We start from the raw sequence: 25123 nt of genomic DNA, 5'->3' as shown, positions 1-25123 counted from the left end.
ACGAAGCAATCGGGCGGGCTTCAGGGCGGGGCGTCGGACGGCCCCGGTCGTTCAAAAGAACGGGCGGCCACGGCTTCCAGCAGCCGACTCAGGTGTCGGTAGTTGCGATGAAGATTTCGCCGGGTGTGAACGAAGCGCTGCGCGTGACGGCCCATGCGAATCCGCAGGTCACGATCTGCCAGGAGCCGGCCGACGGCCTGGGCGAAGACGTGCGGGTCGGGATCGGGCACCAGAAGGCCCGTCCTGGTGTCTTCCACCACCTGATCCACGCCGCCCTGGCGCAGCGCCACCACGGGAAGGCCGCACGCCTGGGCTTCCAGATAGACCATGCCCAGTGATTCCTCGATGCCGGGAAAGGCAAAGAGATCGGCGGCGCTGAGGTACCGGTACAAATCCGTCCGGGCCACCCGGCCGGTGAAGATCACCCGGGACGGAAGATAGCGGCTCGCCGCGGCCCGTACCCGGTCCTCCAAGGGGCCGTCGCCCACCAGGAGGAGGCGGAAATACATATCCTTCAAAGGCTCCCGGGCGAGCGCTTCCAGCAGAAACCGAAGGCTTTCCCATTTGACGCCGGGGCGGAAGCGGGCCACGGTGATGAGCACCGGCTCTTGGTCTCCCAGCTTGAGATGGCGCCGAAGGGACCGGCCTGCCCGCTCGTCCCTTGGGAAGGCTTCCGGAAAGATTCCAGGCGGGATCACGCTCACGGCCCGTGCGGGAAGGATTCGAACCAGTGCCGCCACGTCGTTTCGGTTGTTGGTGATGGCGTGGCGGCAGCAAAGAAGGGCTGTTCGGTTGAGGTAAAATCCCAGGCGGGTTTTGGGATCGCGGCGCCTCTTGGTGCTGTACATGGGCTGGAAGAGCACATAGGGAATGCCCAGGTGACGGCTCACCCAGGGGCCGATCACGTCCGGGGACTTGTAGTAGGTGTGGTAGGTGAGCCACAGGTGGGGGCGCCAGGCGCGGCCCAGCCGAAGGGCTTTCACCAGGGCGGCGGCGGCCCGCGCCCAGCCTCCCGGACGTTTCCAGAACCAGCGGGCGCGGAAGACGGCCGCTTCCCGGCAGTCGTGACCCAGGCCGTTCAACGCCTGGACGATGCCACGGGCGATGGTCTGGTCTCCCGAAGGTTCCGGATGATCCAGGGGCTTGTTGGGGCAATAGAAGGCGATCTTCACGGCTGGCCGAGGGATTTCCGAAAGAGTTCGTACAGTCTTTGAACGCAGCGGCGGTTGTCGAAGTCCGCTTCCACCTTGCGCCGGGCGGCGCGCAGCTGGGCTTCCAGCGCAGGTCCGGAAGTGAGCACCTTTCGGATGGCCTGGGCCAAGGGGCCGGGCTGGGCCGGTTCCACCAGGGTGCCGGTCACGCCGTCTTCCACCAGTTCAGGGATGGCTGAGACGCGGGTGGAAATGACGGGAAGTCCCACGGCCATGGCCTCCACCAGCACGTTGGGGATGCCGTCCCGATCGCCGTTTTCGGCCACCTTGCATGCCAGCACAAAGGCGTGGGACCGCCGGTAGTAGTCGATCACCTCTTCGTGGGGCAAGGTGCCGCGGAACCTCACCCGTCGTTCCAGCCCCAGCCGGCGGCACAGGGTCCGGATGCGATCCTTCTCTTCCCCCGATCCGATGTGATCCAGGGTGAAGTCCAATCCCTCCTGGTCCAGGATCTTGAGGGCGGTCAGCAGGTCGTCGTAGCCTTTCTTGGGCACCATGCGCCCCACGGAAAGCAACCGGTAAGGGGGGGCGGGGGGCGGATTCGCTCCGAAGGCGAAGAAGTCCAAGTCGATCCCGTGGTAGATGGTGTGGATGGGGACGGGCCGGCCGGCGATCCGCTGGAGGTATTGGGCGTTGTATCGAGTGCAAGTGACCACGAAACGGGCCCGGTGGATCTTGCGCCGCAGCTGGTCCGGTTCGGAGGTGTAGATGTCCTTGGCGTGTCCGGTGAAACTGAATGGAAGTCCGGTGAGTTCGGAGGCGAACAGGGCCACGGAGGTGGGGGTGTGACAGAAGTGGGCGTGCAGGTGCGTGACCCGTCCGTCCATGAGCCGAAGATGGGCCAGGTGACCCGCCTGAAGGAAGTGGCGCAGCGTGGCCGTCTTTTTCCGTTCCAGAGCCCGCGAAGCCGCCCGGGCCAGGCAGCGGGCATAGCGTCCGCCCAGACGGCGCCACAGCCTCAGGTTGCTGGCCATGAGCGTCCGAAAGTGAGGCAGCACATATTCGGGCGTGTAGGTGACCGGAGCCTGGATCTTCTGGACGCTTTGGTGGGTGAAGGACTCCCGGGGCCGGCGCAGGGAAAAGATCTGGATGGGGATGCCCAGGGATTCCAGGAGCAGGATTTCCGTGCTGATGAAACTTTCCGAGATGCGCGGATAGCCCTTGAGGATCATGCCCAGAACGCCCGTTCGGGCAGGGGACGCATCCGTTGGGAGACGGTCCTGGACTTGATGGGCCCACAGGCTTTCCTTTCTGGAATCGTTCACCGTTTGGTCTCCTTCCTGTGTGCCAGAACCCGCTGGCGGATCACCTCCAGCGCCTTGAACGGGAAGTCCGCTGCCCGCTGGGACATCTGCCGGTCGTTGCTGAGAAGGTGCAGCACCTTGTGGTAGACCGCTTCGGGCGTGAGCCGATCCGGGTGCAGGTATTCGCAATAGCCCTTGGAGCAGAGCACCTGGGCGCGGATGAGCTGTTCTTCCCGGGGTACGGTGCGCGGGATGATGAGGAAGGGCTTTCGCTGGCTCAGGATTTCGCAGACCGTGTTGTAGCCCCCCATGCTCACCACCACGTCGGCGGCCCCGATGAGGCCCTCCATGAACCGGTGGAAGCGCAGGATCGTAAAGCCCAGGGCCTGGCAGCGCTTTTTTACGTCCTTGTAATGACTGGCCGACAGGAAAGGGCCAGTGACGATCACGGCGCGCATGCCGTCGGGCGCGCTGTGGGTTTCGAAGGCCTTGAGGAAGGTGTTCACCACGGGATAGCCGTCGCCGCCGCCGCCGGTGGTCATGAGTACCATCTGGTGGCGCGGGGTCAGGTGCAGCTCCTTTCGCACGGCGGAAACCTCCGCCGCGTTGGGCACGTGCCGGGAAATGTAGCCGGTGAAAATGATCTTTTGGGCCACCGTTTCAGGGATTTCGTACTCTTGGACCGGGTCGTAAAAATCCCGATGTCCGTAGACCCAGATCTCGTCGTAGAGCGATTCCATGGCCCCGTAGATGCCCTTGGCTTCCCAGTCTTCGACCGTGGAGGCGGCGCTGTCCATGATGTCCCGAAGCCCCAGGATGGAGCGGCACCCCTGGTGGGCCTCCTTGATCCAGTGGAGGGTGTCCACCACCTCCCGCTTGAGCCCCAGTGGGGCCTTGTCCACCACGAAGAAGTCGGGCTGGAAAGCCTGGGCGGTGCTCAGGATGATCCTCTTTCGGATCTCCAGCACCTCCGTGGCTTCCAGCTTCATGGACAAGGGCAGGTATTGTTCGTTGGTGACCTTGATCATGCCGGGGATGCGCACGAAGTCCACTCGGCGCGGGATGTTGAAACGGCCCACCAGGGGGGATCCGGTGAGGATCAGGACCGTGGCTGGGGCCTTGCGGAGGCTTCGGGCGATGGCCAGCGTGCGCCGGATGTGCCCCAGCCCGAAGGTGTCGTGGCTGTACATGAGGATTTTGGTGATGGGGGGATAAGCCACCGCCGCCTCGAGGTCTTTTGCCGATCGGTCCCAACCTATGAAGATTTCAACAAAACGACGAAGGCATCATAAATGCTCCGCCGCCGCTTGGCAACGGCCTTTTCTGGTGCTATGACGGGATGGGTCGAAACATGCAGAGAAAGGAGGCCCCCCATGGCGTTGGAATTTGTGCAGACGGACAAGGCCCCTGCGGCCATCGGACCCTATTCCCAGGCCGTTCAGGCCGGCCCCTGGGTGTACGTGAGCGGCCAGATCCCGCTGGTGCCCGAAACGGGCGAGATGGTGGGCGACGACTTCCAAGCCCAGGCCCGCCAGGTTCTGGCCAATGTGAAGGCGGTTCTGGAAGCGGCGGGCTGTCACCTTTCGGACGTGGTGGCCGTGGATGTGTTCCTGACGGACCTGGGACCTTTCCAGGTCTTCAATCGACTCTATGCCGACTTTTTCGGGGAACACAAACCGGCTCGGGCCGTGGTGGAGGTGAGCGCCCTGCCCAAGGGGGCCCTGCTGGAGATGAAGTGCGTGGCCTGCCGGTCGTAGGCCGTGATTCGTGAATCAGAATCGGCGATGGGCGGGCTGACTGAAATGGCCGACCCGTTCCGGCCACGGATGCCGGCTGGGTCCGCTCCGGAAGGCTCGGTCCGAAAAGACGGCGGAAACGGGGCGGAATCGGCGGGCCGTTTTTTGCCTGCCAGAGGCCTTTTCCACGCGCCACAAACGGGTTGACTTGCTGAAAAACCGCATGATATAAGCCCGCACGTCCGATGAGCCGGCGTAGCTCAGGGGTAGAGCAGCTGATTCGTAATCAGCAGGTCGCGGGTTCGAATCCCATCGCCGGCTCCAGTGATCAATCGAGGGGTTGGGGCCGCCCAACCCCTCTTTTTTTGGCGTTGGAACGGGCCGTCTGTTGATGCGGCCGCGCCTTTGCCATGCGTTTGGTTAAGCGCACGTCCTCTTCCGCTTTTCCATCGAGCCCATCTCCACCGGAGGCAAACAGGACCGCCGGGTGAATGGACCCTGAGTCGGGCACGGGAGAATCCCATCGGCGGCACCAACGCCAGTTCGAGGTTGGATCCTGTGGCCCCACCCTTCCAACTTTTCGTAACAGCGACCTATGGCCGTCAGAAGATAGCCCCAGGGAAAGCCACTGTCATTTCTGTGGCGCCCTCCAGTGGACGGTACCCACCGTGGGTCTCGCAACGCCCGCCTGGGTTTCAGGCCAAGGGTGGGGGGGCTGCAGCGCCAGGATCGTCACACCCTCTTGCCCCGATCGCACACGCTTACGGCAGCGCTCTGGTGGAGTCCTTCCTGAACGGAGCGATTCTCGCCCTCATTGCCCTCCATTTCCCCCTCTTCCGACAGGGAAAAGGGGACCACGAAAGTCCAAATCGGCCAATGTGGGGGGATGAGCACTTCATATCGGACGGATTCAAGGTATGCATCCTGATCCGTCAAGCCTTCCGTTAGAGCGGCTGATAGGGCCGATCCCAACGCATTGCCCGTGGGTTCAGATATTTTTCGAGCACCGGAAATCTTGGCGGAAACCCCAAAAAATTGGCTAGAATCCCCGAAAGTTTGACAGGACGGGAAAGGGCTGGACCCAACGCATAGGAGGTTGCAAACAAGGGTCGGACCGGGCGCCGAGGGGGCAGTCTCCTTTTTGCGCTCGTAGCGCACGGTTCCGGACCACCTGGTCCGCCACGCCGGGGTCCGGTCAACCTGACAAACCACAAACCGCCTGGTCCCCACGTCCGGGCGACCAACACTGCTGATGGGGGAAGTTCATGGGCGATCTCCTCACGGTGGCACTGGCGCAGGTGCAAGGCAGGCCGGATCCGGCCGAGAATCTGGAAACGGCCCGGAATCGAGTGGAAGAGGCGGCGCGGCGGGGGGCGTCGCTGGTGGTTTTCCCCGAGATGTTCATGGCCCTTCCGGGAAAGGACCGATCGCCGGCCCTCCTGGCCCGCGAAAGTGACAGCTTCCTGGACGGCATGGCCGGCCTGGCCCGCCGGGTAGGTCTGACCGTGGTCTTCGGGCTGTGGGAGCCGTCGGACGATCCCGAGCGGGCCTACAACACGGCGGCGGTCGTGGGCCCGGACGGCACCCTTCGGGGCCGATACCGAAAGGTGCACCTCTTCGATGCCCTGAACGTACAAGAATCCGAGACCATGACGCCGGGAAACGCCCCGCCGGAGATCTTCTTGCATCGCGGGGTGCCGATCGGCCTGGCCATCTGCTACGACCTTCGCTTCCCGGAACTCTTTCGCCATCTGGCCTTTCGGGGGGCTGAACTGATGATCGTGCCGTCCGCCTGGTACCAGGGGATCTTGAAAGAAGACCACTGGCTCACCCTTCTGCGGGCCCGCGCCATCGAAAACACCGTCTACACGGCCGGCTGCAACCTGACGGGCGGCGCCTTCTGCGGCCGGAGCGCCGTGTTCGATCCTTTCGGTGTCCCCATCGCTTCCGCCGGGGAAGGAGAAGAGCTCCTGGTGGGGCAAATCTCGCGCCGGCGCGTGGCCCAGGTGCGCCGACGGCTCCCCACCCTGGCACATGGGCGCCGGGACCTTTTTCGTGATGAGTGAAGGCGCCCGCCCGATCGTCTTCGCAGTTTTTTCGGGTGGCAACAGAAAAAAGCAAGATTTGGCACTTAAATTGCTCAGCTAAAAAGGCACCTGGCAATGCAGGCCGTTTGGGTTGGTTGCGGAATCGGATCGGTGAACCTGGTGGAGAAAGGAAGCGCGTTGGAACCCATCCTGGATTGGTTGCTGCACAGCAGGAACAACAAACACGGGCCATGGAGCTTGGGGCCGCCCTGACGGGTTGGTGACAGCCGTGGTCCCCGGACCGCGGCTTTCCTGTCTTGGGGGACGACGGCATCGCGCCGGAGGCGGCGTCGGGCACCGTGGCGGTCATGAGGAGAGAGATCATGAAAGGCAACGGTGCAGGTCGCTTGATGGACCATGTGGAACAAGTGCGAGACGGTCGCCGGCGCTTCGAAAACGCCTACCAGGCTGTCGCCCGGATGATCCTGGACGACGGGGCGGGGATCGAGAAGGTGGTGGTCAACGGCAAGACCACCTACGATTTCAAGGTGTTTCGCCAGGGGCCCAAGCCCGTGGTGGGCATGTTCGACGAAATCAACAGCTTCGTCTCCTTCGTCAAGGACGCCGCCGAGGGGGGGTCGTCCCGGGAAATGGCCTTCGTGCTGGTGGGCGAGCCCGGGAACGGCAAGACCTTCTTCGTGGAGACCCTTTGTTCCCTCTATCGCCAGTTTCTCGCCCGCCCCGAAAACCGCCGCTACACCTTCCATTTTACAGGTCTCGAACGCCTGCCGGGTTACGGGCGCATCACCACCATCCAGTCCCAGACCTTCGAAGATCCCATGGTTCTGGCCATGAACCTCTTCGAGTCCCGCCGGGAGACGGAGACCTTCCTGCAACAGACCGCCGGGTTTTCCGACGAACAGCTGGAAAAGCTCTTTTCCGACTACCGGCCCCTCGGCGCCTGCAGCGAATACATCTGGAACGACATCCGTCAAGCCTGTGACGGGGACCTGGAGCGGATGCTTTCCTTCGTCCAGGTGGTCCCGGTCCCTTTGAGCGAAAGCCTGGGAACCCTCACGGGAAAATATTCGGCCAAGGACAAGATCACCTCCTCGGCCGTGGACCTGTTGGGCGAAGAGTCCATCCAACGGCTCCTTCACATCGCCGATGCCAACAACCCCTACCGGTTCGACCTGCGCCGGGGGGCCCTGGCGCGGGTGGCTGGAGGCGGCATCCACTTCAGCGACGAGATCTTCAAGAACAAAAAGGACCTGGTTCAGGTCTATCTGGGCGTGATCCAGAACCGCAACATCGAGATCGACGGCTTCCGCTGGCCCTTGGACACGCTCATCATCGCCACCAGCAACAATTCGGAATTCAACCGCTTTCTCGCCGAAAGGGAGGAGGCGCCCATCGTGGACCGGTGCCGCCTCTGCTACGTGGCCCACAACACCGACTACAAGCTCCAGCAGAAACTGACCGCCTATGCCATCGGAAGTGAATCCAAAACCACCCTCACCAAGGAACGGCTCCATCAGGATCCCAACCTGAACTACGCCGCTTCCGTTATGGCCGTGCTGTCCCGCCTGCCCCGTTCGGAAAAGCTCACCCCCGTGGAGACCATGAAACTGGCGGCCGGGGAGGTGGCTGGGGAAAAGAGCGTCAAAACCTTGGCGGAGCTCATCGACCAGCTCAACCACGAGCCCGACATCACCAAGCGCTTCGGCCAGAAGGGCCTGGGACAGCGCAACCTGGGCCGGGCCCTGCAGCTGGCCATGGAGACCTCGGAGACCAACGAGGGCCAGTGCATCTTCGCCTACGACATCTTCAAGGCCTTCGAACGGGTGATTCTGGATTATGTGCCGGACGCTTCCGACCGGGCCAAGTTCCTGGAGGATCTGAAGATCGCCAAGGGTCTCTACCGGGAACGCATCACCACGGAGATGTTCAACGCCTACATGGACGAGCCCCAGGCCATCCGCAAGGACGTGATGAACTATGTGAACATGATCATCGGGATCGATGCGGACACCGTGGGCCGGGATCGCATGTGGAAGTACCGGGATCCCCAAACGGGGGAACTCAAGGCCGTCAAGATCGACGAAAAGTACGTGCGCAGTGTGGAGGAACGCCTGGGCCTCAAGACCCGGGAGCAGCAGGAGTCGTTTCGGACCACCATTCGCAAGATCTACGGACAGAAGATGTCCGTGGATCCCGACTACGACTTCATGGACAACCTGGAACTGGTCAAGGCGGTCACGGACGTGCGGTTGAAGTCCGACATCGCCGGTGCTGGCAGCCTCATCGGGGCACTGGCCAACCGCACCAATGAGGAAAACCAGAAGCTCTATGACCGCATGATCCACACCATGCTCCACAAGCTGGGCTATTGCACCACCTGCGCCCAGAAGACCATCGAATACTTCTGCACCCAGGACGACGAGAACTGACATGGACCGATACGACGATTGGACCCTGCTGCAGATGGGCAGCCTTCCACGGAACGCCCACATCCACGGGCTCAGCTCGGTGGAGGATCTCCTGGAACGGGATCGCCAACGGGAACAGGACGGCTTTCCGCGCAAGATCCGCATCGGGCGCCTGGTCAAGCCCAGCCGGGGGGGTAAGGAGCGGGTCATCCTGGTGCCCACCACGGTGGAGGAGAAGTTTATCCACGATACGCGCCCCTTCCAGGAAGAGGGCGGAGCTGGAGGAGGCTCCGGGGACGGCCAGGAAGGCGAGGTGATCGGCGAAGAGCCCATCCACGGATCGGAGGGTTCCGGCCAGGGAGGAGCAGGCCAAGGGGAAGGGGCCGAGCATGAGATCGAGGCCAGCGCCTACGACCTGGGCCGCATCCTCAGCGAACAGTTCCAACTGCCCAATCTGCAAAGCAAGGGCACCAAGAGGACGCTTCGGCGCATCGCCTACGAACTGACGGACCGCCACCAGGGTTCGGGGCAGATCCTGGACAAGAAGGCCACGCTGCGCCGCCTGGTGGCCACCAACATCGGTCTGGGCCGCGTCCGCCAGGACGCAGAGATCGATCCCACGGAACTGCTCATGGGCCCGGACGATAAGGTCTATCGCATCCTGTCCCTGGAACCGTCGCTGGAGGCCCAGGCTCTCGTCTTTTTCGTGCGGGACTATTCGGGGTCCATGAGCGGGCGGCCCACGGAGGTGGTGGTGGGCCAACATGTGCTCATCTACAGCTGGCTCGTCTACCAGTACCAACGCCGGGTGGAGACCCGCTTCATCCTCCACGACACGGAAGCCAGGGAAGTGCCCGACTTCTATACCTACTACAATTCCACCATCGCGGGCGGCACCCGGGTGGCCTCCGCCTACCGCCTGGTCAACGAGATCGTGGAACACGACAACCTGGCCCGAGACTACAACATCTACGTCTTCCACGGCACCGACGGCGACGACTGGGATTCGGACGGCAGCCAAACGCTGCCGGAACTGGACAAGATGCTCACCTACGCCAACCGCGTGGGCGTGACCGTGGCCCACGGGCACGGAGGCAACGGCTACCGGTCGCGCGTGGAGGAATACATGGGCCGGGCGAAGCTGGCGGAACGCTTTCCCGACCGGTTTCGTCTGGACACCATTGAGGAAGGCGCCGGCGAGGAGCGCCTGGTGGAGGGCATCCGCCAGCTGCTGTCCTGATCGGTCCGGGCGCGACCCACGGAGACGGAAATGGAACTGATCGATCAACGCACCAAGGCCATCATGGAAGGGTGCAAGGAAAGGGCCTGGGAAGCGGGGCTCCGGTTCGCCCCCGAAACCCTGGAATACATCGTCACCAATCGGGACCTGCTGGAGCTGACCCCCAAGCACATGATCCCCACCCTCTACGACTATTGGGTCCACGACGTGGAGGTGCACCGGGAAAAGGGCCGCTATGAGCTCTATCCCAACAACCCCTACGAAACCGTCATCAACACTCGGCCGGCCATCTCCTTTTACAACGACAACAACCCCGACTGGCTGAACGTGATGATCTTCTACCACGTGCTGGCCCATATCGACTTTTTCCAGAACAACCTGCACTTCCAAAACACCTGGGGCGAAGACTTCGCCGGAAAGGCCCTTTCGGACAAACGGGCCGTGGCCATGCTCCGATCCGAAAAGGGACGCTGGGTGGACTACGTCATCGAGTTCAGCCGGGGGATCGACAACCTGGTGGGCTACTACAAGGAACTGGGCGGAAACGGTGCCGAAGATCGCTCCAAGCCCACCCGGCTCGACTTTTATTTCGATCACTTTCTGCAGGAGGTGCAGCCGGTTCCCGTCCATGAATACCTTCGGGAAATCGAGCGTTACAATGCCTGCCTGCGCCAGCACGGAGAGCTGGCCGATTCCTTCTTCTTCGCCGAGGTTTTGACCCGCCACCCCGAATTGGACTCACTCTACGAAAAGCACCTGCAGCACCATGGAGCCCAACCTGCGGACCTTTTGGACTATCTGCAGCGCCATTCGCCCTTTTTGCAGCGGGAAGAAAACCGGTGGATGAAGACGGTCATGGAGATCGTGCGCACCACCTCCCTTTTCTTCCAGCCCCAGATCCGCACCAAGATCATGAACGAGGGCTGGGCCAGCTACTGGCACGAGAAGCTCTTCCTGGCCGATGAGCGGATTTCGGGCCACGAAGTGGGGTTTGCGCGCATCCACGCCCTGGTCACCTCCATGCCCAAGGTGGGCGTCAACCCCTACGCCCTGGGCATGCGGCTCTTCCATTATGTGGAGGAACTGGCGGACAAGGGCAAGCTCAGCCTGGAATATGAGCAGATCGCCAGCGCCCATGAAAGGCAACGCTACGACGCCCGAACGGGACGCGGCCGGGAAACCCTCCTGGACGTGCGCCGCCACTACAACGACTTTCTCTTTCTCAACAAATTCATCGACCAGGATTTCGTGGACCGCCACAAGCTCTTCGTGGTGGGCCGCCGCCTCAATCCCCGCAAGGGCGTCTGGGAGCTCTTCGTCCAGAGCCGCCGGGCCGAAGACTACAAGAAGATGCTCCTGGATTCCCTCTACCACCCGCCCGTGGTGGAGGTGGATGAATCCCTCATGGACGACGGATGCCTCTACCTGCGCCATCGGTTCGAGGGAAAGCCCTTGGTGCGCGAATTCATCGGCAACACCATGCTGGGCATCTCCTTTCTGTGGGGCGGGCCGGTGAAACTGGAGACCACTGAATGGATCCAGGATCGTTCCGGCTCCCCCTCGCCCTACGCCATGCCGTCGGAACAGGGCCGGGAACCCGTGCCCCGACGGGTGCTCTACACCATGGAGGACCGCCGGCTCTCCCGGACCCTCCTGTGATCGAGGAAGCATCATGAACAAGAGCGAACAGAGCCTACGTCGCCTGTTTGACAGGATCCGGGAAAGGGAATCGTCCCAGATCCTGGGCTTCCAGGATTTCCTGGCCCTGGCGGCTCGCCATCCGGACCGGATCTTTCGCAACGTGCACCAGCGTTTCCACGATATGGTCATGAGCTACATCGGCGAAGGCCGGGACGAGTATCCAAACGATCCGGAATCGATCCACTTCGTCTTCTACGACTGCAGCCGCCTCTTTGTGGAAGGCACTGATCACCCGTTTTTTGCAGACCGACTGTTTGCCAACCGCTTCGTCAACCTGGTGTCCACCTTTCGGCGGGGCGCCCAGCAAAACCGGATCTACATCTTCGAAGGGCCTCACGGGTGCGGCAAGAGCACCTTTCTCAACAACCTGCTCCTGAAATTCGAACTCTACACCTCCACCGAACAGGGGGCGTGCTACGAAACCCTGTGGCGGATCGACAAACGCGAACTGGGGGCGGGGGCGGACCGCGAAGCCCATTACCTGCTCAGCCAGCTGCGCCACCTGGTGGACAGTTCTCCGGCGGCCCGCTCCGGCAGCGCGTCCGAACCCGCTTGGGCGTTCACGGGCAAGGACATCCTGGAGGTGCCGTGCCCGAGCCACGACAACCCCGTGTTGCTCATTCCAAAGGCCTACCGGCGGGATGTGCTGGAAGAGCTCATCGAGGAAGGAGATTTCAAGCGGCGGCTCTTCGAGGAAAAGCAATACGAATGGGTCTTTCGGGATCAGCCCTGCACCATCTGCCAATCCCTCTACGATAACCTCTTGGAATTACTGGAAAGACCGGAAAAGGTGTACCGGATAATCCACGCCCGGCGCTACCGGTTCAATCGGCGCTTGGGGCAGGGTGTGAGCGTCTACAATCCCGGGGACCAGCCCACCCGGGATCGGGTGCTCGCCAACAGCCAGATCCAACAGCAGCTCAACGCCCTTTTGCGGGACAGCAACCGGGTGCGCTACCTCTATTCCCGTTACGCCAACACTAACAACGGCGTCTACGCCCTCATGGACGTGAAGGCCCACAACCGGGAACGATTCGCCGATCTGCACGGGATCATCAGCGAAGGAGTGCACAAGGTGGAGGATATGGAAGAAAATGTGCATTCCCTCTTCCTGGCCCTCATGAATCCGGAGGATCAGGTGAGCATCACCGAAGAGCGTTCCTTTGCCGATCGCATCACCTACATCAAGATCCCCTACATCCTGGACTACAAGACCGAGGTGCAAATCTATAAGAACATCTTCGGAGAGGACATTGAGCGCTACTTTCTACCGCGGGTCCTTCACAACTTCGCCAAGGTCATCATCTCAACCCGCCTCAAGCCGCAATCGGAGGCCATGGGCGAATGGATCTCGCGGCCGGAAAAGTATTACGCTTACTGCGACAGGGACCTCCGCCTGCTCAAAATGGAGATCTACACCGGGAACATCCCGCCCTGGCTGGATGAAGGGGACCGCAAGAACTTCACGGCCAAGCGGCGTCATCGGATCATCGCCGAATCGGAAGGAGAAGGCGATCGGGGCATTACGGGCCGGGATTCCCAGAACATCTTCATCGACTTTTTCTCCGCCCATGCTCGGCCGGACCGCCTCATCACCATGGACATGGTCTATCAGTTCTTCCGAAAGTTCCAGAACGGATCGGGGGAATACATCTCGCCCGACTTTCTGGACAGCCTGGTCCGCCTCTACGATTACACGGTGTTGGAGGAGGTGAAAGAATCCCTTTACGACTACAACGAAGAACGCATCGCGCGGGAGATCCAAAATTATCTGTTCGGGGTGAACTTTGAGCCGGGAAGCCGGGTGCGTTGTGTCTATACGGGGGAAGAGCTGGAGATTTCCGAGCAGTTCTTCGAAGCGGTGGAAAAGCGCCTCCTGGGCCGCCGTGCTTCCCTTTCCCAGCGCCGCGACTTCCGCCGGGATGTGCAGCACCGCTACACGTCCCGCACCCTGTCCCACGAGATGCGCCTGGAAGGAAAGCCCATCGACCAAACGGATCTCTACGGTGATCTCCATGAGCGCTACGTCCACAACCTGAAGGAGAACGTGCTGGATCCGTTCGTGGGAAACGACCATTTTCGGGCGGCGGTGAAGGACTTCGCCACGGAGGCCTTCCGCACCTACGACGCCCGGCTTCGGGACGACGTGGCCCATCTGGTGGAAAACCTGACACAGCGCTACGGATACAGTGTCCAGGGCGCCAAGGAAGTGACGCTCTATGTGCTGGACAAGAACCTGGTGGAATCCTTCCGTTCCTGACACGGATCAGTGAAAGACGGGGAGCTGGTCGGCGAATTGGGGATCCGTGAGCAGCCGGCGGGCGAACTTGATGTATTTGGAAACGATGGAGCGCACGGCCAACTGAAGCGCGTAGGGGCGAAGAGGCTTTTCCAGAAGATGGGTGATGTCGGCCTCCACGCATGCGCTCACCACCTCATCGCTGGCGTTGCCGGTGATGATGACGGCATCCTGGGCCGCCATGGGGAACCGGACCTGAACCCGCTCCAGAAAGTCGAAGGCGGTCCAGGATCCCATGTACACGTCCAGGACGAAGACGGCCACCCCGGGGGGCTGTTCCAGACAATAGGCCGCGGCGGTTTGCGGATCGTCGAAGGCGAGCACGTCGCCCCACACGTAGAAGCCCCTCAGCACCTCCTGAAGGAAAGCCAAGACATCCCGGTCGTCATCCACCACGATCACGTTGAGCCCTGTGTGCATGGCCTGTCTCCTTACCCTCGCCGGGGGGCGGCCGGTATGGGCCAGGCCTTCCCGGCTTCTGGAAAGTGGGCTCCGGCAGGGCAAGCCGCTCTCGGTATCCTACTTTTCTTCCACAGGGAACCGGGCCCTGTGCCATTCCTGCCAGCCGCCCTTGAGGGCATACACCTTTTAAAAACCCATTCCTATCAATTCCCGTGCCACACTGGCACTGGTGGCTTCGTTGGGTCAGGCGCAGTAGAGGACCAGGGTCCTGGAGAGGGCGCACTTCCCGGCCCAGGAAGGTACGTTGTAAGGGTCTTCCCGGACGGCCCCCTGGATCTTGAACGCACTGGACGTCCAGTCCCTTCCGGCCCGGACGTCGATGATGACAAGGTCGGACGATCCCAACATCCCTTTTAGTTCTTCCTTGGTCATCCTGGGCGCATCGGCGGCCCGCACGGGGGACACCAAGGCGGTCAGGATGAAAACGAGGGAAATGGCCAGAATGACGGTCCTGAAGGTCTTTTGTTCCATGCCGTTCCTGCCGTCCGTGGGTTGAAGGGTTCCTGCCGGAGCGACCATCGGGGAACGTGGGAAGACCGGTTTCCTCCACGTTCTGATTTAAGGTAACCATGAGCCGTTCGGAGGACCAGAAGGAGAGAACACCGGCGAGGGGACACCACGGTCCTGGGATTCAGTTCAAGCGCCGGTAGGGGGCCGGCCGGGCCCCCTGGGGAGGCCCATTTTTCGTGGCGCAGCTCGTTGGCGTTGCGGCAAAGCCCCGCGGCTGGGATGGCAAGGGGCATGTGCCGGTGCCTTGAGCCGGAAAGGCGTTTTCGGACAAACTCCCGGGAGGGACTGATCCGTCGCCCCTACAAAAAGGACGCCCGGTACCAGGCGGGCATCCGACTCCCCCAGTCCTTGAGTTCCGCGTCCAGGCGGCGGCAGTCCGGTTCAAGGCGGGTCAGCAGATCCCAGAAGGCGTCGTCGTGTCCAGGGTGGCGACTGTGGCACAGTTCGTGGCAGATGATCAGCCGGGCCAGATTGCGGGGAAGGAAGAGCACGGCCGCATTGAGGCTCACCGTTCCCCGACTGGAATAGCTTCCCCAGCGGGTTTTCTGGGTGGCGATTCGAACCTTGCAATAGGAAAGCCCCGTTTCATGGCTCAGGGCTTCCACCCAAGGCCGGAGCACCCGTTTGGCCTCTTCTTTGAGCCATTCCCGGAGAAGCCGGCAGCAGATGGAAACCTGCGAAAAATCTCCCCGGCACCGGATGCGGGGCTCGGGGCGGTGGTTCCAGAAAATCTCCACCTTCCCCGGTTCCCCGGGCGCATAGTCCACCTGCCATGTGGTGTCCACGGCCGGAAGATGGATCCGGTCCGGAAGAACCTCCGGTCGAGTCAAGACGAGACGTTTTTCTTGGACTTGGGCCAGGCGGCCCTCGATCCAACTTCGGTATTCGTCCAGGATGGGGCCGAGACGGTGTCGGTCGAAGCCCCGGGGTACGGTGAGCACCAGGCCCGATTCGGGAAGGATCCGAAGGGTCACCCGCTTGGCCCGGGCGTTTTCCTTGATCCGGTACGGCGGAGGCCAGGGGAGGCGTTTTGGCTTTTTCATCGCTCAGCTCTGAATCCGGATGGGAAGAGACGATCGTAGAGGCCGGACGTGCGCTCGGTGCGGCGGGCGATGGCCGCCCGCAGAAGGTCTTCCGATCCCCAGATGCGCACGGACGACCTGGCCCGGGTCACGGCCGTATAGATGAGTTCCCGGGTGAGAATCCGGGAATCTTCCAGAGGCAAGATCAAAAGCACCTCATCGAATTCCGATCCCTGGGACTTGTGGACCGTCATGGCGTAGGCCGGCTCATGGGGGGGAAGGCGAAGGGGGCGGACCTTCCGAAGATGGCCGTCTGGAGCCCGGAACCAGGCGTAAAGGAGCCCGTCCGTTTCGTCCGGCCAGAGGAGCCCCACATCCCCGTTGAAGAGTTGCACGTCGTAGTCGTTTCGGGTGATGAGGACGGGACGGCCCTTGACGTGTGGGGTTCCGGAGACGATGTGCCCCCTTTCGGCCAGGGCCTGTTCCACCGCGGCGTTGACGGCTTTCGCCCCCGTGGGGCCTTCGCGCAAAGCACACAGGATCCGGAAGGTGTCCAGGCGGGCCAGGGCCTCTTGGATGTCCTTCGATACTGCTATGGGAGCGAATTTTTCCAGGGCCACCTGGCGCAGCCGGTCCAAGAGGTGGCGGCCGGTGGGAACGGTCTCCGTGGATACCGCGGTCGACGGGTCGGGATCGGATTCGCCTGCCGCTCCCATCCCCCAAAGCCCCGGCAGGTCTCTGCCTTCCCGGATGGAGGAGGCCAGCCGGCCGATGCCGCCCTCCTGGTCGAACCGGTAACTCTTGGTCAAAAAGACCGTGCAGTCGTCCAGGGGAGAGGGCTCCCCCGGTTGCCTTCGCCTTTCTCCCGGCATTTCAAACCCGGTGGCCTTCTCAATCCTTTCCAGCCACGGGCCGCTGTAGACGGGCGTGTGGCCCCGGCCGCACAGATCGGCGAAGACGCTTCCCGCTTCCACCGAGGCCAGCTGGTCCTTGTCTCCCAAAAGGATCAAGCGCGCGTGGGGGGGCAGGGCCGAGACGGTGCGAGCCATGAGGGGAAGATCGATCATGGACGCTTCGTCCACCACCAGCACATCCACGTGCAAAGGGTTGTCCGGGTTGTGACGGGGCACGGAACGCCCTTCTCGGATGCCGATGAGTCGATGGAGCGTCACCGCCGCCTGCGGCAAGTCCGTCGCGGAAGGGGCATCTTCGGGGTTCCAGGCCGCCTTCTGGAGCGATTCGGTGATGCGTGCCGCTGCTTTTCCCGTGGGGGCCGCCAGGGCCGCTCGAAGGGGCTGATCGGGTTGGAGCCATTTCAGAAGGGCCAAAATGGCTCTCACGGTGTGGGTCTTTCCCGTTCCGGGTCCGCCCGAGATGATGCAAAGCCTTTTCATGGCCGCCACGGCGGCGGCCACCCGCTGCCAGTCCACTTCGTTGCACAAGGAAAGGTCCGGAAAGAGCCGGTTCAGGAGGCGACCCAGCTGGGAAGGTTCCACGTCTGTCCAGCCTTGGGCCCGTTGTCGCAGATCTTCGGCCAGCTGCTTTTCAAAGGCCCAGTAGCGCGTGAGGTAAACCCGGGTGCCGTCCAGCACCAGCGGGGCCTGGGAGGAGTAGGGAGGGACGAGTGGGGCGTCGTGAGAATCCGACGGCGGGGTGGATACGGCCGGAGACGCCCGCAGGGCCTTGAGCCAATCGTGCAACGCAGGGGCGCCAACGGCCCCGTCTTTGACCGGTGCATCGGAAAAAAGGGGCCTTCCGGCATACTGGGCAAGATCCACGCACACGTCCCCTTCCGCCAACCGAAGGCTCACCAGGGCCGCCGCCAGAAGCACCGCGTCCCTTTTCTCCCCGGATATACGACTCACCCACCGGGCAAACTGCCAGTCCAGGCTTCTCAACAGCCCCTTGCGGACTCCTTCCCTCAATCGTTCCAGGATGTCTTGGCCTTCCGTCACCGCTTCTGCTCCCTCCGAACCGAAGGTTTCACGCCTTCCAGGTCGGAAAGCGCGACCCTGTAACAGCTTGGACAAAGCCCGTGGGTCAATTGGGGGCATCTTTCTTCTTCGAAGATTTTTAGGCGAGTCAATGCCTCTTCGATTTCAACCCATTCCGTATCGGAGACGGCTATTTTCTTGCACATGCTGCAAATCCTGATGAACTTCTCGCTCCTGGGTATATCGGAGCGCAAGATGGGGGCAGGGTCGCGACGTTCGGTCCTCACCAACCGGGTCATAATGTCGATATGCCCGTCGGGCAGGGGCTGGAGATGCAATTCCAGCAACCTTCTCTCGGAAGGGGAATCACATCGAAACGGGATGGGGCCCAGGTATCGTCCCTTCCGGCAGTGTGCAAAAAGAATCTCATACAGATGCCGGGTCTCCCATCCGCTGATGAACTCGAAGATTGAGTGGCCGTTGACGGCCTCCGGTTCCACATCCGAGAACCAGTCGTTATCACGGGCAAAGGATGGAAAATTCCTGCTGTAGTTGACGATGATGTCGTCTTGGTTGATGGAGTACACAAAAGTCCTTGGTTCTTGGCTGGCCTTCGACATGGTGAGACCTCGCAGTCCGGCTTTCAGGGCTTGCTTTCGTTTCGGCCGAATGCCGTGCCCGGCTGTTTCTCTGATGGATGATGTTACCGTGGCCTTTTTCCCTGCCGCGCGTACGGGCGGCTCCGAATCCACACGATCCTCGGACCTCCGGCCCGGAGAATACCACAGGGTCGCTGGGAAAGGCTTGTCCCCCGGAAAGGTCCCGCAGGCTCATGCGTTCAGCTGCCAGAGCTTCCAATTGAGCGCAGCGGCGAAACTGACCCACAAGAGATAGGGTAACATGACAGCTCCCGCCGCAACAGAGACGCGCCAGAATTGCACCGTCGTTGCCAGGATGGCCGACCAGAGCACCACGATCTCCAAGAACGCCAGCCCGGGCCGGTGGGCTCCGAAAAAAAGAAAAGACCAGAGAGAATTGAGAACCAGCTGGACCAGGTACAAGGAAAGCGCCGTGCGGGCTCCCGCCAATCCCGCCTTGCGCCAGACAAGCCAAGCGGCGATGCCCATGAGCAGGTAAAGCACCGACCAGACGGGGCCGAAGACGGAGTTGGGCGGGGTCCATCGGGGCTTGACCAGGGACGCGTACCATTGCCCCGGCACAAACCGGGACCCGATCCAGCCGGCGGCCATGGACAGCAAGACCCAGGCGATCAAACCAATGGCCGAACTTTTCACGACATCCCCTCCATTGCGGTTACCCATCAGGACCGGCGAGGAGGGCCCTTTCCCTGCTGCTTTCCGCTCTCCCATGGTCAGTCTACCCACAAAGGGCCGGCATCGGCACGGGGGGACGATCAAGCCGCCTTGAAAGGGCGTCAAATGAACGGTTTGGGCGCCGTTGGAAGGCCCCGGGGGAAGGGCGGCCTAATCCAGAAAGCCCGACACTGCTTTGTGGAATGCGTCCAGGGAATCGACCCGAAGAGCTTTCCTGAAAAGCAGTTTCAACGCATCCGGATCGTGGATCTTTCGAAGGGAGCGAAGGATCTCCTTGGGAACATCCTGAAAGCGTTCTTGCAAGATTTCGACGATGTGTTCCCTCGTGGCCTCCAGGGTCCCCTGTTGCAGTCCCTGCTCCAACCCTTGTTCCATGCCTTGCTGTCTTCCCTGCTGCAGACCCTGCTCGATTCCCGAGCGGACGCCTTCCTCGTAGCCTTCCTTTTTGATCAGTTCGTAGGCATAGGATTCCATCATGATGCCCCTCCTGCGCTCCAGGAGCCCGCGAGGCAGATCCTTGTCCACAAGGCCCGAAAGAAGGGCCATGCCGGTCAGAAGATCCGCCTTGTCGTTTCGCGCAGATCTCCGCGCCTCCCCGCATGAGCCCCACAAACGGCATGAGACACGGATTTCCCAAGGCCAGCACCTGCTGGGCGTCCATGGCGGCCAGAGAAATCACCCGGAACCGATAGCGGATTCCGCCGTCTTCGAAGCTTTCCACCACGCCCCCACTGGCAGTGAGAAGCAATACCACCGGCAAGACCGACAGGCCCGTCTTCAGCCGATAGCGCACGTCGTATTCCAAAAGCCGTAACGGCACGTTCGGCTTCCACCGACTTTGCACTTCCAGCAGCACGATGAAAACCCGTCCATCCGAAGCCCGCACTCGGATGGGAAAGTCGGTTCGCCGAACCGAAGCCGTCTCCTGGGGAAGTTCCAAGATCTCCGATGCGTCGACCTGCAGGCCCAGGAAAAACTCCAGCTCCGCCTCCCGGCAATGGGCCAGGATCACCTTCATGGCGGCATCGTAGCCACCCATGGCAGACTCCTGGTGAAAGGTCCTGGATACCGTTTGAAAATAGCACAGTCTCCAGAGGCGGCCAATGGGCTGCTCTCCGAGGGCTTCGGGAGGCGAGGGGGCTAACCCGCAGGCCGGCGATAAAAAACTTGTCCCTAACTATCGACTGTCCGGTACCGTCGCCTCGTCCAATCCCGCCAAAGCCCTCACGCCGCCGCCGTCAATCTTCGAAGGGAAAACACCCCTTCCACGCCCGCGGCTCGGTGAGCCCGCCGCTCCTTTTTGTGGATACATCCGGAAAACCGCTCGTAGGCGTCTAGCACAAACGCTTTTGAACCCAACACCAGGCCGTCTGTAAAAAAGCGCACCTTGTGCCGCCAAAGGCTCACCGGTTCCCCGGCATCTCCCCGGATCCGCCCCTGCTCGCGGCCCGTGGAATCCAGCCGGCCGCCCTTGCTCACCTGGTAGACCATGGCGCAATACCGACGCACATCGCCCATATCCATGCCGTTCCAGCTCAAAAAGTCCCCTCGTCCCGCCAGCCGGAAGGAAAGGCTGTTCCAGCGGTAGGCCTCGGGGCGATCCACGATGCCGGCCCGCACAGGATTCAGTTCGACGTAAGCGAGACACTGGGCCAGGGCCACGCCCCCTTCCAAAAGCACGCTCTTAAACCGATCCCCCCAGAAATAGCCCCTTCGCCGGTTTTTTCGGTTGTACCACCGGGAAAAGTCCAGCTTTACCGACCGGACGAACTCCGATAGGTCGCAAAGCTTTTGTCGCAGGGCGGCCAGGTCTTTTCCTCGCACCACCTCCGGATCCAGCCCATAGTGGGAGCTCACCCGCTCCACGATCTCCGCATCGGTCACGTCCACGCAACTTCGCGTCTTCACCACCAGATGAAAGTGGTTGCTCATGAGGCAAAAGCCCAGGATCTCCACAAAATAGAGCCGCCCGTAGCTTCGGATCACCTGCAGGAGCCTTTCCTTTTCCACATCCCCCAAGTAAAACTCTCCGCCCACGGTGCGGGATACCACGTGGTAGTAGGCCTCCTCACCGCTAACCTTCATGCGCCGGGTGCGTGCCATGGCCGTCCTCCCCCTTCCATGCGGCGTGTCTTTGTCTCGTTTAATCTCCCAGCTTTCTCTGGCCTTCTCTCTGCCCTGATAACAAAAAAGTAGAACCGGTGGAATGATAATTTACCTGTCCCCTTCTTACGTACCTTCTTACGTGTCCCCTTCTTACGGACAAGAAGGGAGCCACCGGGGCGTTGTCAGGTCGGCTCCTGGCCACCTGCTAGCATCTCGTTGAGGCGCTCCACTAGTTTTCGGGAAGGCCGGTGGTGGAAGACGCCCGTGCTGGCCCCCTTTTCCGGCCGCATGCCCCGAAGGAAGAGGTAGTAGACGCCGCCGAAGTGCCGGTCGTAGTCGTAGGAGGAGATTCGTGTTTTCAGATAACGGTGCACGGCCAGAGTGTAGACGAGCATCTGCAGCGGATAGCGATGCTGGCGCATGGCGCGTTCCAGGGCGTCCCTTCCATAGTCTTCCACTCGATTGCCCAGGTGATTGGACTTGTAGTCCACAATGTAATAGCGGCCGTGGGCGCGAAAGACCAGGTCGATGAAGCCGCGCATGAGCCCCTGGATTTCCCCGAAGCCGAGGCCCTCCAGGGAGCGTTCGTAGAAGGAATCTCCCTGCACGGCCCGGCGAAGCAACTCCGGTGTGAGGCTTCCCACGGGATAGTGGAATTCCAGTTCGTTCAGGCGGTCTGAACCTTGGATGTCTCGCAGTTTCAGTCCGTTTTCGCCGTTTTCGCTGAAGGGGGTTTCCAGTACCCGGTTCACCCACGGAATGACCTTGGGCGTCCAGGACCGATCCAGGCCGTAGCGGGAGAGAACGTCTCCTACCACGGTTTCCAGGTCCTTTTTCTGGGCTGTGGGAAAGTCCAGGTTTTCCATGATTTCATGAAGGCATTCGCCCGGCCGAGGGCCCCGGGGAAAGAGAAAGGCGGGATCCGAGACGTCTTCAGGCGGCGTTTCCAGCGGGAGCGACGGGACGGCGTCGTAGTCCGGTTCGTGGGGATCGGCTCCGGCCACCAGATTGGAGTAGCTGGTGATCCGCCATTCGGGGCCCGGCTTTCCGGAAAAGGTGCGTGCTGAAAGGTGGGAAGTTTGGTGGGCACCGCCATCGTGCAGCTTCTCAGGAGTTTCCCATTTCGCGTCTTCCACCGCGATGGTGCCTTGGGAATCGTCCGCCAGCTCTGCCAGCTCCCGGCGCATGGCCTCTTCGTCCAGATCCTCCATCCGGCTGGCCGCGCCGACGTCGGAAGTTCCCCCTGCCGAATCCGGAAAGAGCAGCCGGGCCATGGCGGATCTGGATGCTCCGTTGATCTTTCCCCAGGTCACCACGCACAGGTACTTGGCGCGGGTCAAAGCCACGTACAGGAGGCGCATCCGTTCGGCCAGGTCTTCCTGTTCCTCCAATTTCCTGTGTGCATCGATCTGATCGGAACCCAGGTCCACAGTGAGCTTCAGGTCGTTCGGGTCGTGGAATCGGACGGGCCCTTTGCCTTGAGGCGGGCCGTCCGACCAGGGAAACGGCACGAACACCACCGGGTATTCCAGGCCCTTGCTGCGGTGGATGGTCACCACCTGGACCAGGTTTTCGTCACTTTCCAGCCGAAGCTGCTCTTCGTCGGCCGTGGGGTGCGAGGCCCTTTTCTCCTGGAGCCACCGGCAGAGCCTTTCCGTTCCTGTGTGCGTTTGGGCCGCTTCGTGCAGGAGTTCCAAAAGGTGCAGGGTGTTGGTGAGGCGCCTTTCGCCTTCCGGAAGGGAACGCAAACGCCCCACCACTTTCTCTCCTTTGAGCAGTTCCATAAAGGCCGGGAGGAAACCGCGCCGTTGCCACAGGTCGTGGTAGTGGGAAAAGCGTTGTTGGACGCTTTCCATGAGCGTTTCGTCGTCGTTCAATTCCTGCAGGCGGGGGACGTCCCAGCCCAGCATCTCCGTGGCCAGCGCGGCCCGAAGAAGCCTTTGGTCGGAGGGGGCGGCCAGTGCGGCCAGCACCGAGAGCAACTCATCGGCTTCCCTGGAGCTGAAGACGCTTTCGCGCTGGAGGCTCACGCTGGCGATCCCCTGTTTCCGAAGGGCTCTTTGAACGATGGCCCCTTCCCGGTGGGAGCGGACCAGCACGGCGATATCTCTTGCTTGGAGGGGACTTTCGCCGATGCGGGCCTGCCCGTCGGCGGCCCAATTGAGCAGCCGGGCGATCTCCCCTGCACAGTCCGCCGCCGCCGCTTCACGGGCAGATTTCTTTGTGATGTCCCCCGCCTGTGTAAGCTCTAATCTCTCGGACCGGAGAAAACGGATGCGCAGGGCGGCGGGCGGTTTGCCGGGCTGGCTCTCGGGCAGTACCAGGGGGGCAGCGTCGGCCTTTCGGGCGCTCTCGACGGGGTGGAATGGAATGTCTTCCTTGTAGATAAAGGGGGCCGGTGCTCGCCTGAAGAGGCGGTTGATTGCCTGGACAAGATGGGACGCCGAGCGCCAATTGGTGTCCATGGTGTAGATGTTTTGCGAACCGGCGTCCCGGCGGGCTTGGATGTAGGCGAAGATGTCCGCGCCCCGAAAGCTGTAGATGGCCTGTTTGGGGTCTCCGATGAGGCAAAGGGGCTGGGGGGTTTGGCGAAGTTCGTAGATCCGCTGGAAGATCCGGTACTGGACGGGATCCGTGTCCTGGAATTCGTCGATAAGAGCCATGGGGTATTTGAGTCGAATCCCTTGGGCCAGATCGGGTCCGCTCGGCCCGTCCAGGGCCCGGTCCAAAATGTTTAGAAGATCGTCGAAGGAAAGGCATTCTTCCAGTGCCTTTCTCTGTGCCGTCTCTTCTTCGAGAAAGTTCCAGGCATTCTGCAGCACGCAGATCTTCTGGAGCCGTTTCGTTTCTTCAAGGCAGTCCAGAAAGCGCCCGCACCGCTCGAAGAAAGGATGGGTCGGGGTGGGATATCCGTTCTTGGTTCCCTTTTCTTCCAGCATGGCGGGCGTGAAGCGCCGAAAGGCTTCCGGAAGGACCAGCGGAGTGGAACCCTGGGATGCCAGGGCGTCCATGGCCTCCAGTGCACTTTGGATGACGGATTTGTTGTAGGACCTTCGGTTGAGGGCCTTGGAGGTCTTAAAGAGGTGTTCGATCTCTTCCCGGTACTGTTTCCAGCCGTCCCGCACCGCCTGGAACAGGTGGCCCAGATCCCGAAAACAGGGAATCTTTGGCCGGTTGAGCTGGGGAAGAACCTTGATATCCGTGGCCCCTCGGAAAATATCCAGCGATTCCAAAAGACCGTCGGGGCCGCCCCAGGTCTCAAGAAACCACCGGGCTTCCGTCTCTTCGGCTTCGGCCAGCGCACGCCGCCAGAAATCCGCCGCTGCCTGGCGGCGGATCTCCTCTTCGTTGGAGATCAGTTCGGCTTGGAAGGGCGCCCCGGTTTCGAACGCGAATTCCTGGAGCATCCGGCGGCAGAAGCCGTGGATGGTGAAGATGGGCGCTTCGTCCAACCGGCTGGCGGCTTCCCGGAGCTTCCAGGCGGCCCGGAGCAGGTCTGCTGAATCCCGTTGCACCAGCAGGGCGTTCAGCAGCGGATCGTCCGTTGAAACGTCCACTCCGCCCGCCCGTTGGAAGAGGACTTGGACGGCCTGGCGCAGCCTGTGGCGCAGACGTTCGCGCAGTTCCTCCGTGGCCGCATTGGTGAAGGTCACCACCAGGATGTGGCCGATGTCCAGGTCCCTTTCCAGGAGGGCTCTCAGGAAGAGGAGGACGATGTTGTAGGTCTTTCCCGTACCCGCACTGGCTTCGATGAGCCGAAGGCCTTTCAGGGGCATTTTCAGAGGTTCCAGGGAGTTCATGGCATGGTCTCCAACGTTTGTGGGATTGGCCGGTGAAACCGCACCCAGACCGTGGTCCACGGGGCTCG

17 protein-coding genes, 1 tRNA gene and 1 pseudogene are annotated in these 25123 nt (G+C 61.8%); 7 read left to right on the top strand and 12 right to left on the bottom strand.

Annotated features, from left to right (window positions below; all coding sequences use genetic code 11):
• Positions 1-20 precede the first annotated feature (20 nt).
• Genes B9A12_RS06295 through B9A12_RS06285 form a run of 3 tightly spaced genes read right to left on the bottom strand, consistent with a single transcriptional unit; the run spans position 21 to position 3675 of the window.
• Positions 21-1172: a glycosyltransferase family 4 protein gene (locus B9A12_RS06295; protein ID WP_084057035.1), complete on the bottom strand. Its 1152-nt coding sequence runs from the start codon at positions 1170-1172 to the stop codon at positions 21-23.
• Complete coding sequence (locus B9A12_RS06290) at positions 1169-2476, bottom strand: glycosyltransferase (RefSeq protein WP_212636844.1); 1308 nt, start codon at positions 2474-2476, stop codon at positions 1169-1171. Before B9A12_RS06290 ends, B9A12_RS06295 begins: the two co-directional genes overlap by 4 nt.
• Positions 2473-3675 (bottom strand): glycosyltransferase family protein, encoded by a 1203-nt coding sequence (locus B9A12_RS06285; protein ID WP_245802369.1) that lies wholly within the window; start codon positions 3673-3675, stop codon positions 2473-2475. Before B9A12_RS06285 ends, B9A12_RS06290 begins: the two co-directional genes overlap by 4 nt.
• Positions 3676-3828: 153 nt before the next feature.
• Here B9A12_RS06285 and B9A12_RS06280 point away from each other — a divergent pair, with 153 nt between their 5' ends.
• The 7 genes from B9A12_RS06280 (at position 3829) to B9A12_RS06245 (ending at position 13848) form a co-directional block, all read left to right on the top strand.
• Positions 3829-4212, top strand: a complete 384-nt coding sequence (locus B9A12_RS06280; RefSeq protein WP_139796520.1) for a RidA family protein — start codon at positions 3829-3831, stop codon at positions 4210-4212.
• A gap of 228 nt (positions 4213-4440) precedes the next feature.
• Positions 4441-4515, top strand: a tRNA-Thr gene (locus B9A12_RS06275).
• 941 nt (positions 4516-5456) lie between these two features.
• Positions 5457-6257 carry a carbon-nitrogen hydrolase family protein gene (locus B9A12_RS06265; protein WP_084057033.1) on the top strand — a complete coding sequence of 267 codons (801 nt, stop codon included), beginning with the start codon at positions 5457-5459 and terminating at the stop codon, positions 6255-6257.
• Between the two features lie 344 nt (positions 6258-6601).
• Positions 6602-8668 (top strand): serine protein kinase, encoded by a 2067-nt coding sequence (locus B9A12_RS06260; RefSeq protein ID WP_084057032.1) that lies wholly within the window; start codon positions 6602-6604, stop codon positions 8666-8668.
• Position 8669: 1 nt separating this feature from the next.
• Complete coding sequence (locus B9A12_RS06255) at positions 8670-9887, top strand: DUF444 family protein (RefSeq protein ID WP_084057031.1); 1218 nt, start codon at positions 8670-8672, stop codon at positions 9885-9887.
• Positions 9888-9917: 30 nt separating this feature from the next.
• Entirely contained in the window at positions 9918-11546 is a 1629-nt protein-coding gene (locus B9A12_RS06250) for a SpoVR family protein (RefSeq protein ID WP_084057030.1), read from the top strand.
• 13 nt (positions 11547-11559) lie between these two features.
• A complete protein-coding gene (locus tag B9A12_RS06245; protein ID WP_084057029.1) occupies positions 11560-13848 on the top strand; it encodes a serine protein kinase PrkA in 2289 nt (762 codons plus the stop codon).
• A 6-nt stretch (positions 13849-13854) separates the two neighbouring features.
• On the opposite strand, the gene B9A12_RS06240 is transcribed toward B9A12_RS06245, so the two are convergent.
• From B9A12_RS06240 to recB, 9 genes and pseudogenes are all read right to left on the bottom strand, one after another.
• Positions 13855-14307, bottom strand: a complete 453-nt coding sequence (locus tag B9A12_RS06240; RefSeq protein ID WP_084057028.1) for a response regulator — start codon at positions 14305-14307, stop codon at positions 13855-13857.
• Positions 14308-14406: 99 nt separating this feature from the next.
• Positions 14407-14820, bottom strand: a pseudogene (locus B9A12_RS06235) (rhodanese-related (seleno)protein).
• Between the two features lie 338 nt (positions 14821-15158).
• Positions 15159-15902, bottom strand: a complete 744-nt coding sequence (locus tag B9A12_RS06230) for a M48 family metallopeptidase (RefSeq protein WP_084057026.1) — start codon at positions 15900-15902, stop codon at positions 15159-15161.
• Complete coding sequence (gene recD / locus B9A12_RS06225) at positions 15899-17836, bottom strand: exodeoxyribonuclease V subunit alpha (RefSeq protein WP_170920392.1); 1938 nt, start codon at positions 17834-17836, stop codon at positions 15899-15901. The genes B9A12_RS06230 and recD overlap by 4 nt, the downstream gene beginning before the upstream one ends.
• Complete coding sequence (locus tag B9A12_RS16910) at positions 17833-18435, bottom strand: hypothetical protein (protein WP_170920391.1); 603 nt, start codon at positions 18433-18435, stop codon at positions 17833-17835. The genes recD and B9A12_RS16910 overlap by 4 nt, the downstream gene beginning before the upstream one ends.
• Before the next feature lie 210 nt (positions 18436-18645).
• Positions 18646-19110 (bottom strand): TspO/MBR family protein, encoded by a 465-nt coding sequence (locus B9A12_RS06215; protein WP_212636843.1) that lies wholly within the window; start codon positions 19108-19110, stop codon positions 18646-18648.
• A gap of 189 nt (positions 19111-19299) precedes the next feature.
• A complete protein-coding gene (locus B9A12_RS06210) occupies positions 19300-19626 on the bottom strand; it encodes a Yae1 family protein (protein ID WP_170920390.1) in 327 nt (108 codons plus the stop codon).
• A gap of 747 nt (positions 19627-20373) precedes the next feature.
• The gene (locus B9A12_RS06200) at positions 20374-21252 is read right to left on the bottom strand and encodes a transposase (protein ID WP_084057020.1); all 879 of its coding nucleotides are present in this window, start codon (positions 21250-21252) and stop codon (positions 20374-20376) included.
• 185 nt (positions 21253-21437) lie between these two features.
• Entirely contained in the window at positions 21438-25055 is a 3618-nt protein-coding gene (recB, locus tag B9A12_RS06195; RefSeq protein WP_170920389.1) for an exodeoxyribonuclease V subunit beta, read from the bottom strand.
• Between the last annotated feature and the right edge of the window lie 68 nt (positions 25056-25123).

The sequence above is a fragment of the Desulfacinum hydrothermale DSM 13146 genome (assembly GCF_900176285.1).
Taxonomy (GTDB): Bacteria; Desulfobacterota; Syntrophobacteria; order Syntrophobacterales; family DSM-9756; genus Desulfacinum; species Desulfacinum hydrothermale.
Note: the sequence above shows the minus strand (reverse complement) of the source record. Positions and strands in the feature narration are given on the sequence as shown.

Excerpts from the sequence above, each read along its gene's own strand:
- B9A12_RS06230 (WP_084057026.1), bottom strand. The coding sequence starts at position 15,902 with ATGAAAAAGCCAAAACGCCTCCCCTGGCCTCCGCCGTACCGGATCAAG.
- recB (WP_170920389.1), bottom strand. The coding sequence starts at position 25,055 with ATGAACTCCCTGGAACCTCTGAAAATGCCCCTGAAAGGCCTTCGGCTC.
- B9A12_RS06280 (WP_139796520.1), top strand. The coding sequence starts at position 3,829 with ATGGCGTTGGAATTTGTGCAGACGGACAAGGCCCCTGCGGCCATCGGA.
- B9A12_RS06250 (WP_084057030.1), top strand. The coding sequence starts at position 9,918 with ATGGAACTGATCGATCAACGCACCAAGGCCATCATGGAAGGGTGCAAG.
- B9A12_RS06240 (WP_084057028.1), bottom strand. The coding sequence starts at position 14,307 with ATGCACACAGGGCTCAACGTGATCGTGGTGGATGACGACCGGGATGTC.
- B9A12_RS06210 (WP_170920390.1), bottom strand. The coding sequence starts at position 19,626 with ATGATGGAATCCTATGCCTACGAACTGATCAAAAAGGAAGGCTACGAG.
- B9A12_RS06200 (WP_084057020.1), bottom strand. The coding sequence starts at position 21,252 with ATGGCACGCACCCGGCGCATGAAGGTTAGCGGTGAGGAGGCCTACTAC.
- B9A12_RS06255 (WP_084057031.1), top strand. The coding sequence starts at position 8,670 with ATGGACCGATACGACGATTGGACCCTGCTGCAGATGGGCAGCCTTCCA.
- B9A12_RS06265 (WP_084057033.1), top strand. The coding sequence starts at position 5,457 with ATGGGCGATCTCCTCACGGTGGCACTGGCGCAGGTGCAAGGCAGGCCG.
- B9A12_RS16910 (WP_170920391.1), bottom strand. The coding sequence starts at position 18,435 with ATGTCGAAGGCCAGCCAAGAACCAAGGACTTTTGTGTACTCCATCAAC.
- B9A12_RS06245 (WP_084057029.1), top strand. The coding sequence starts at position 11,560 with ATGAACAAGAGCGAACAGAGCCTACGTCGCCTGTTTGACAGGATCCGG.
- B9A12_RS06260 (WP_084057032.1), top strand. The coding sequence starts at position 6,602 with ATGAAAGGCAACGGTGCAGGTCGCTTGATGGACCATGTGGAACAAGTG.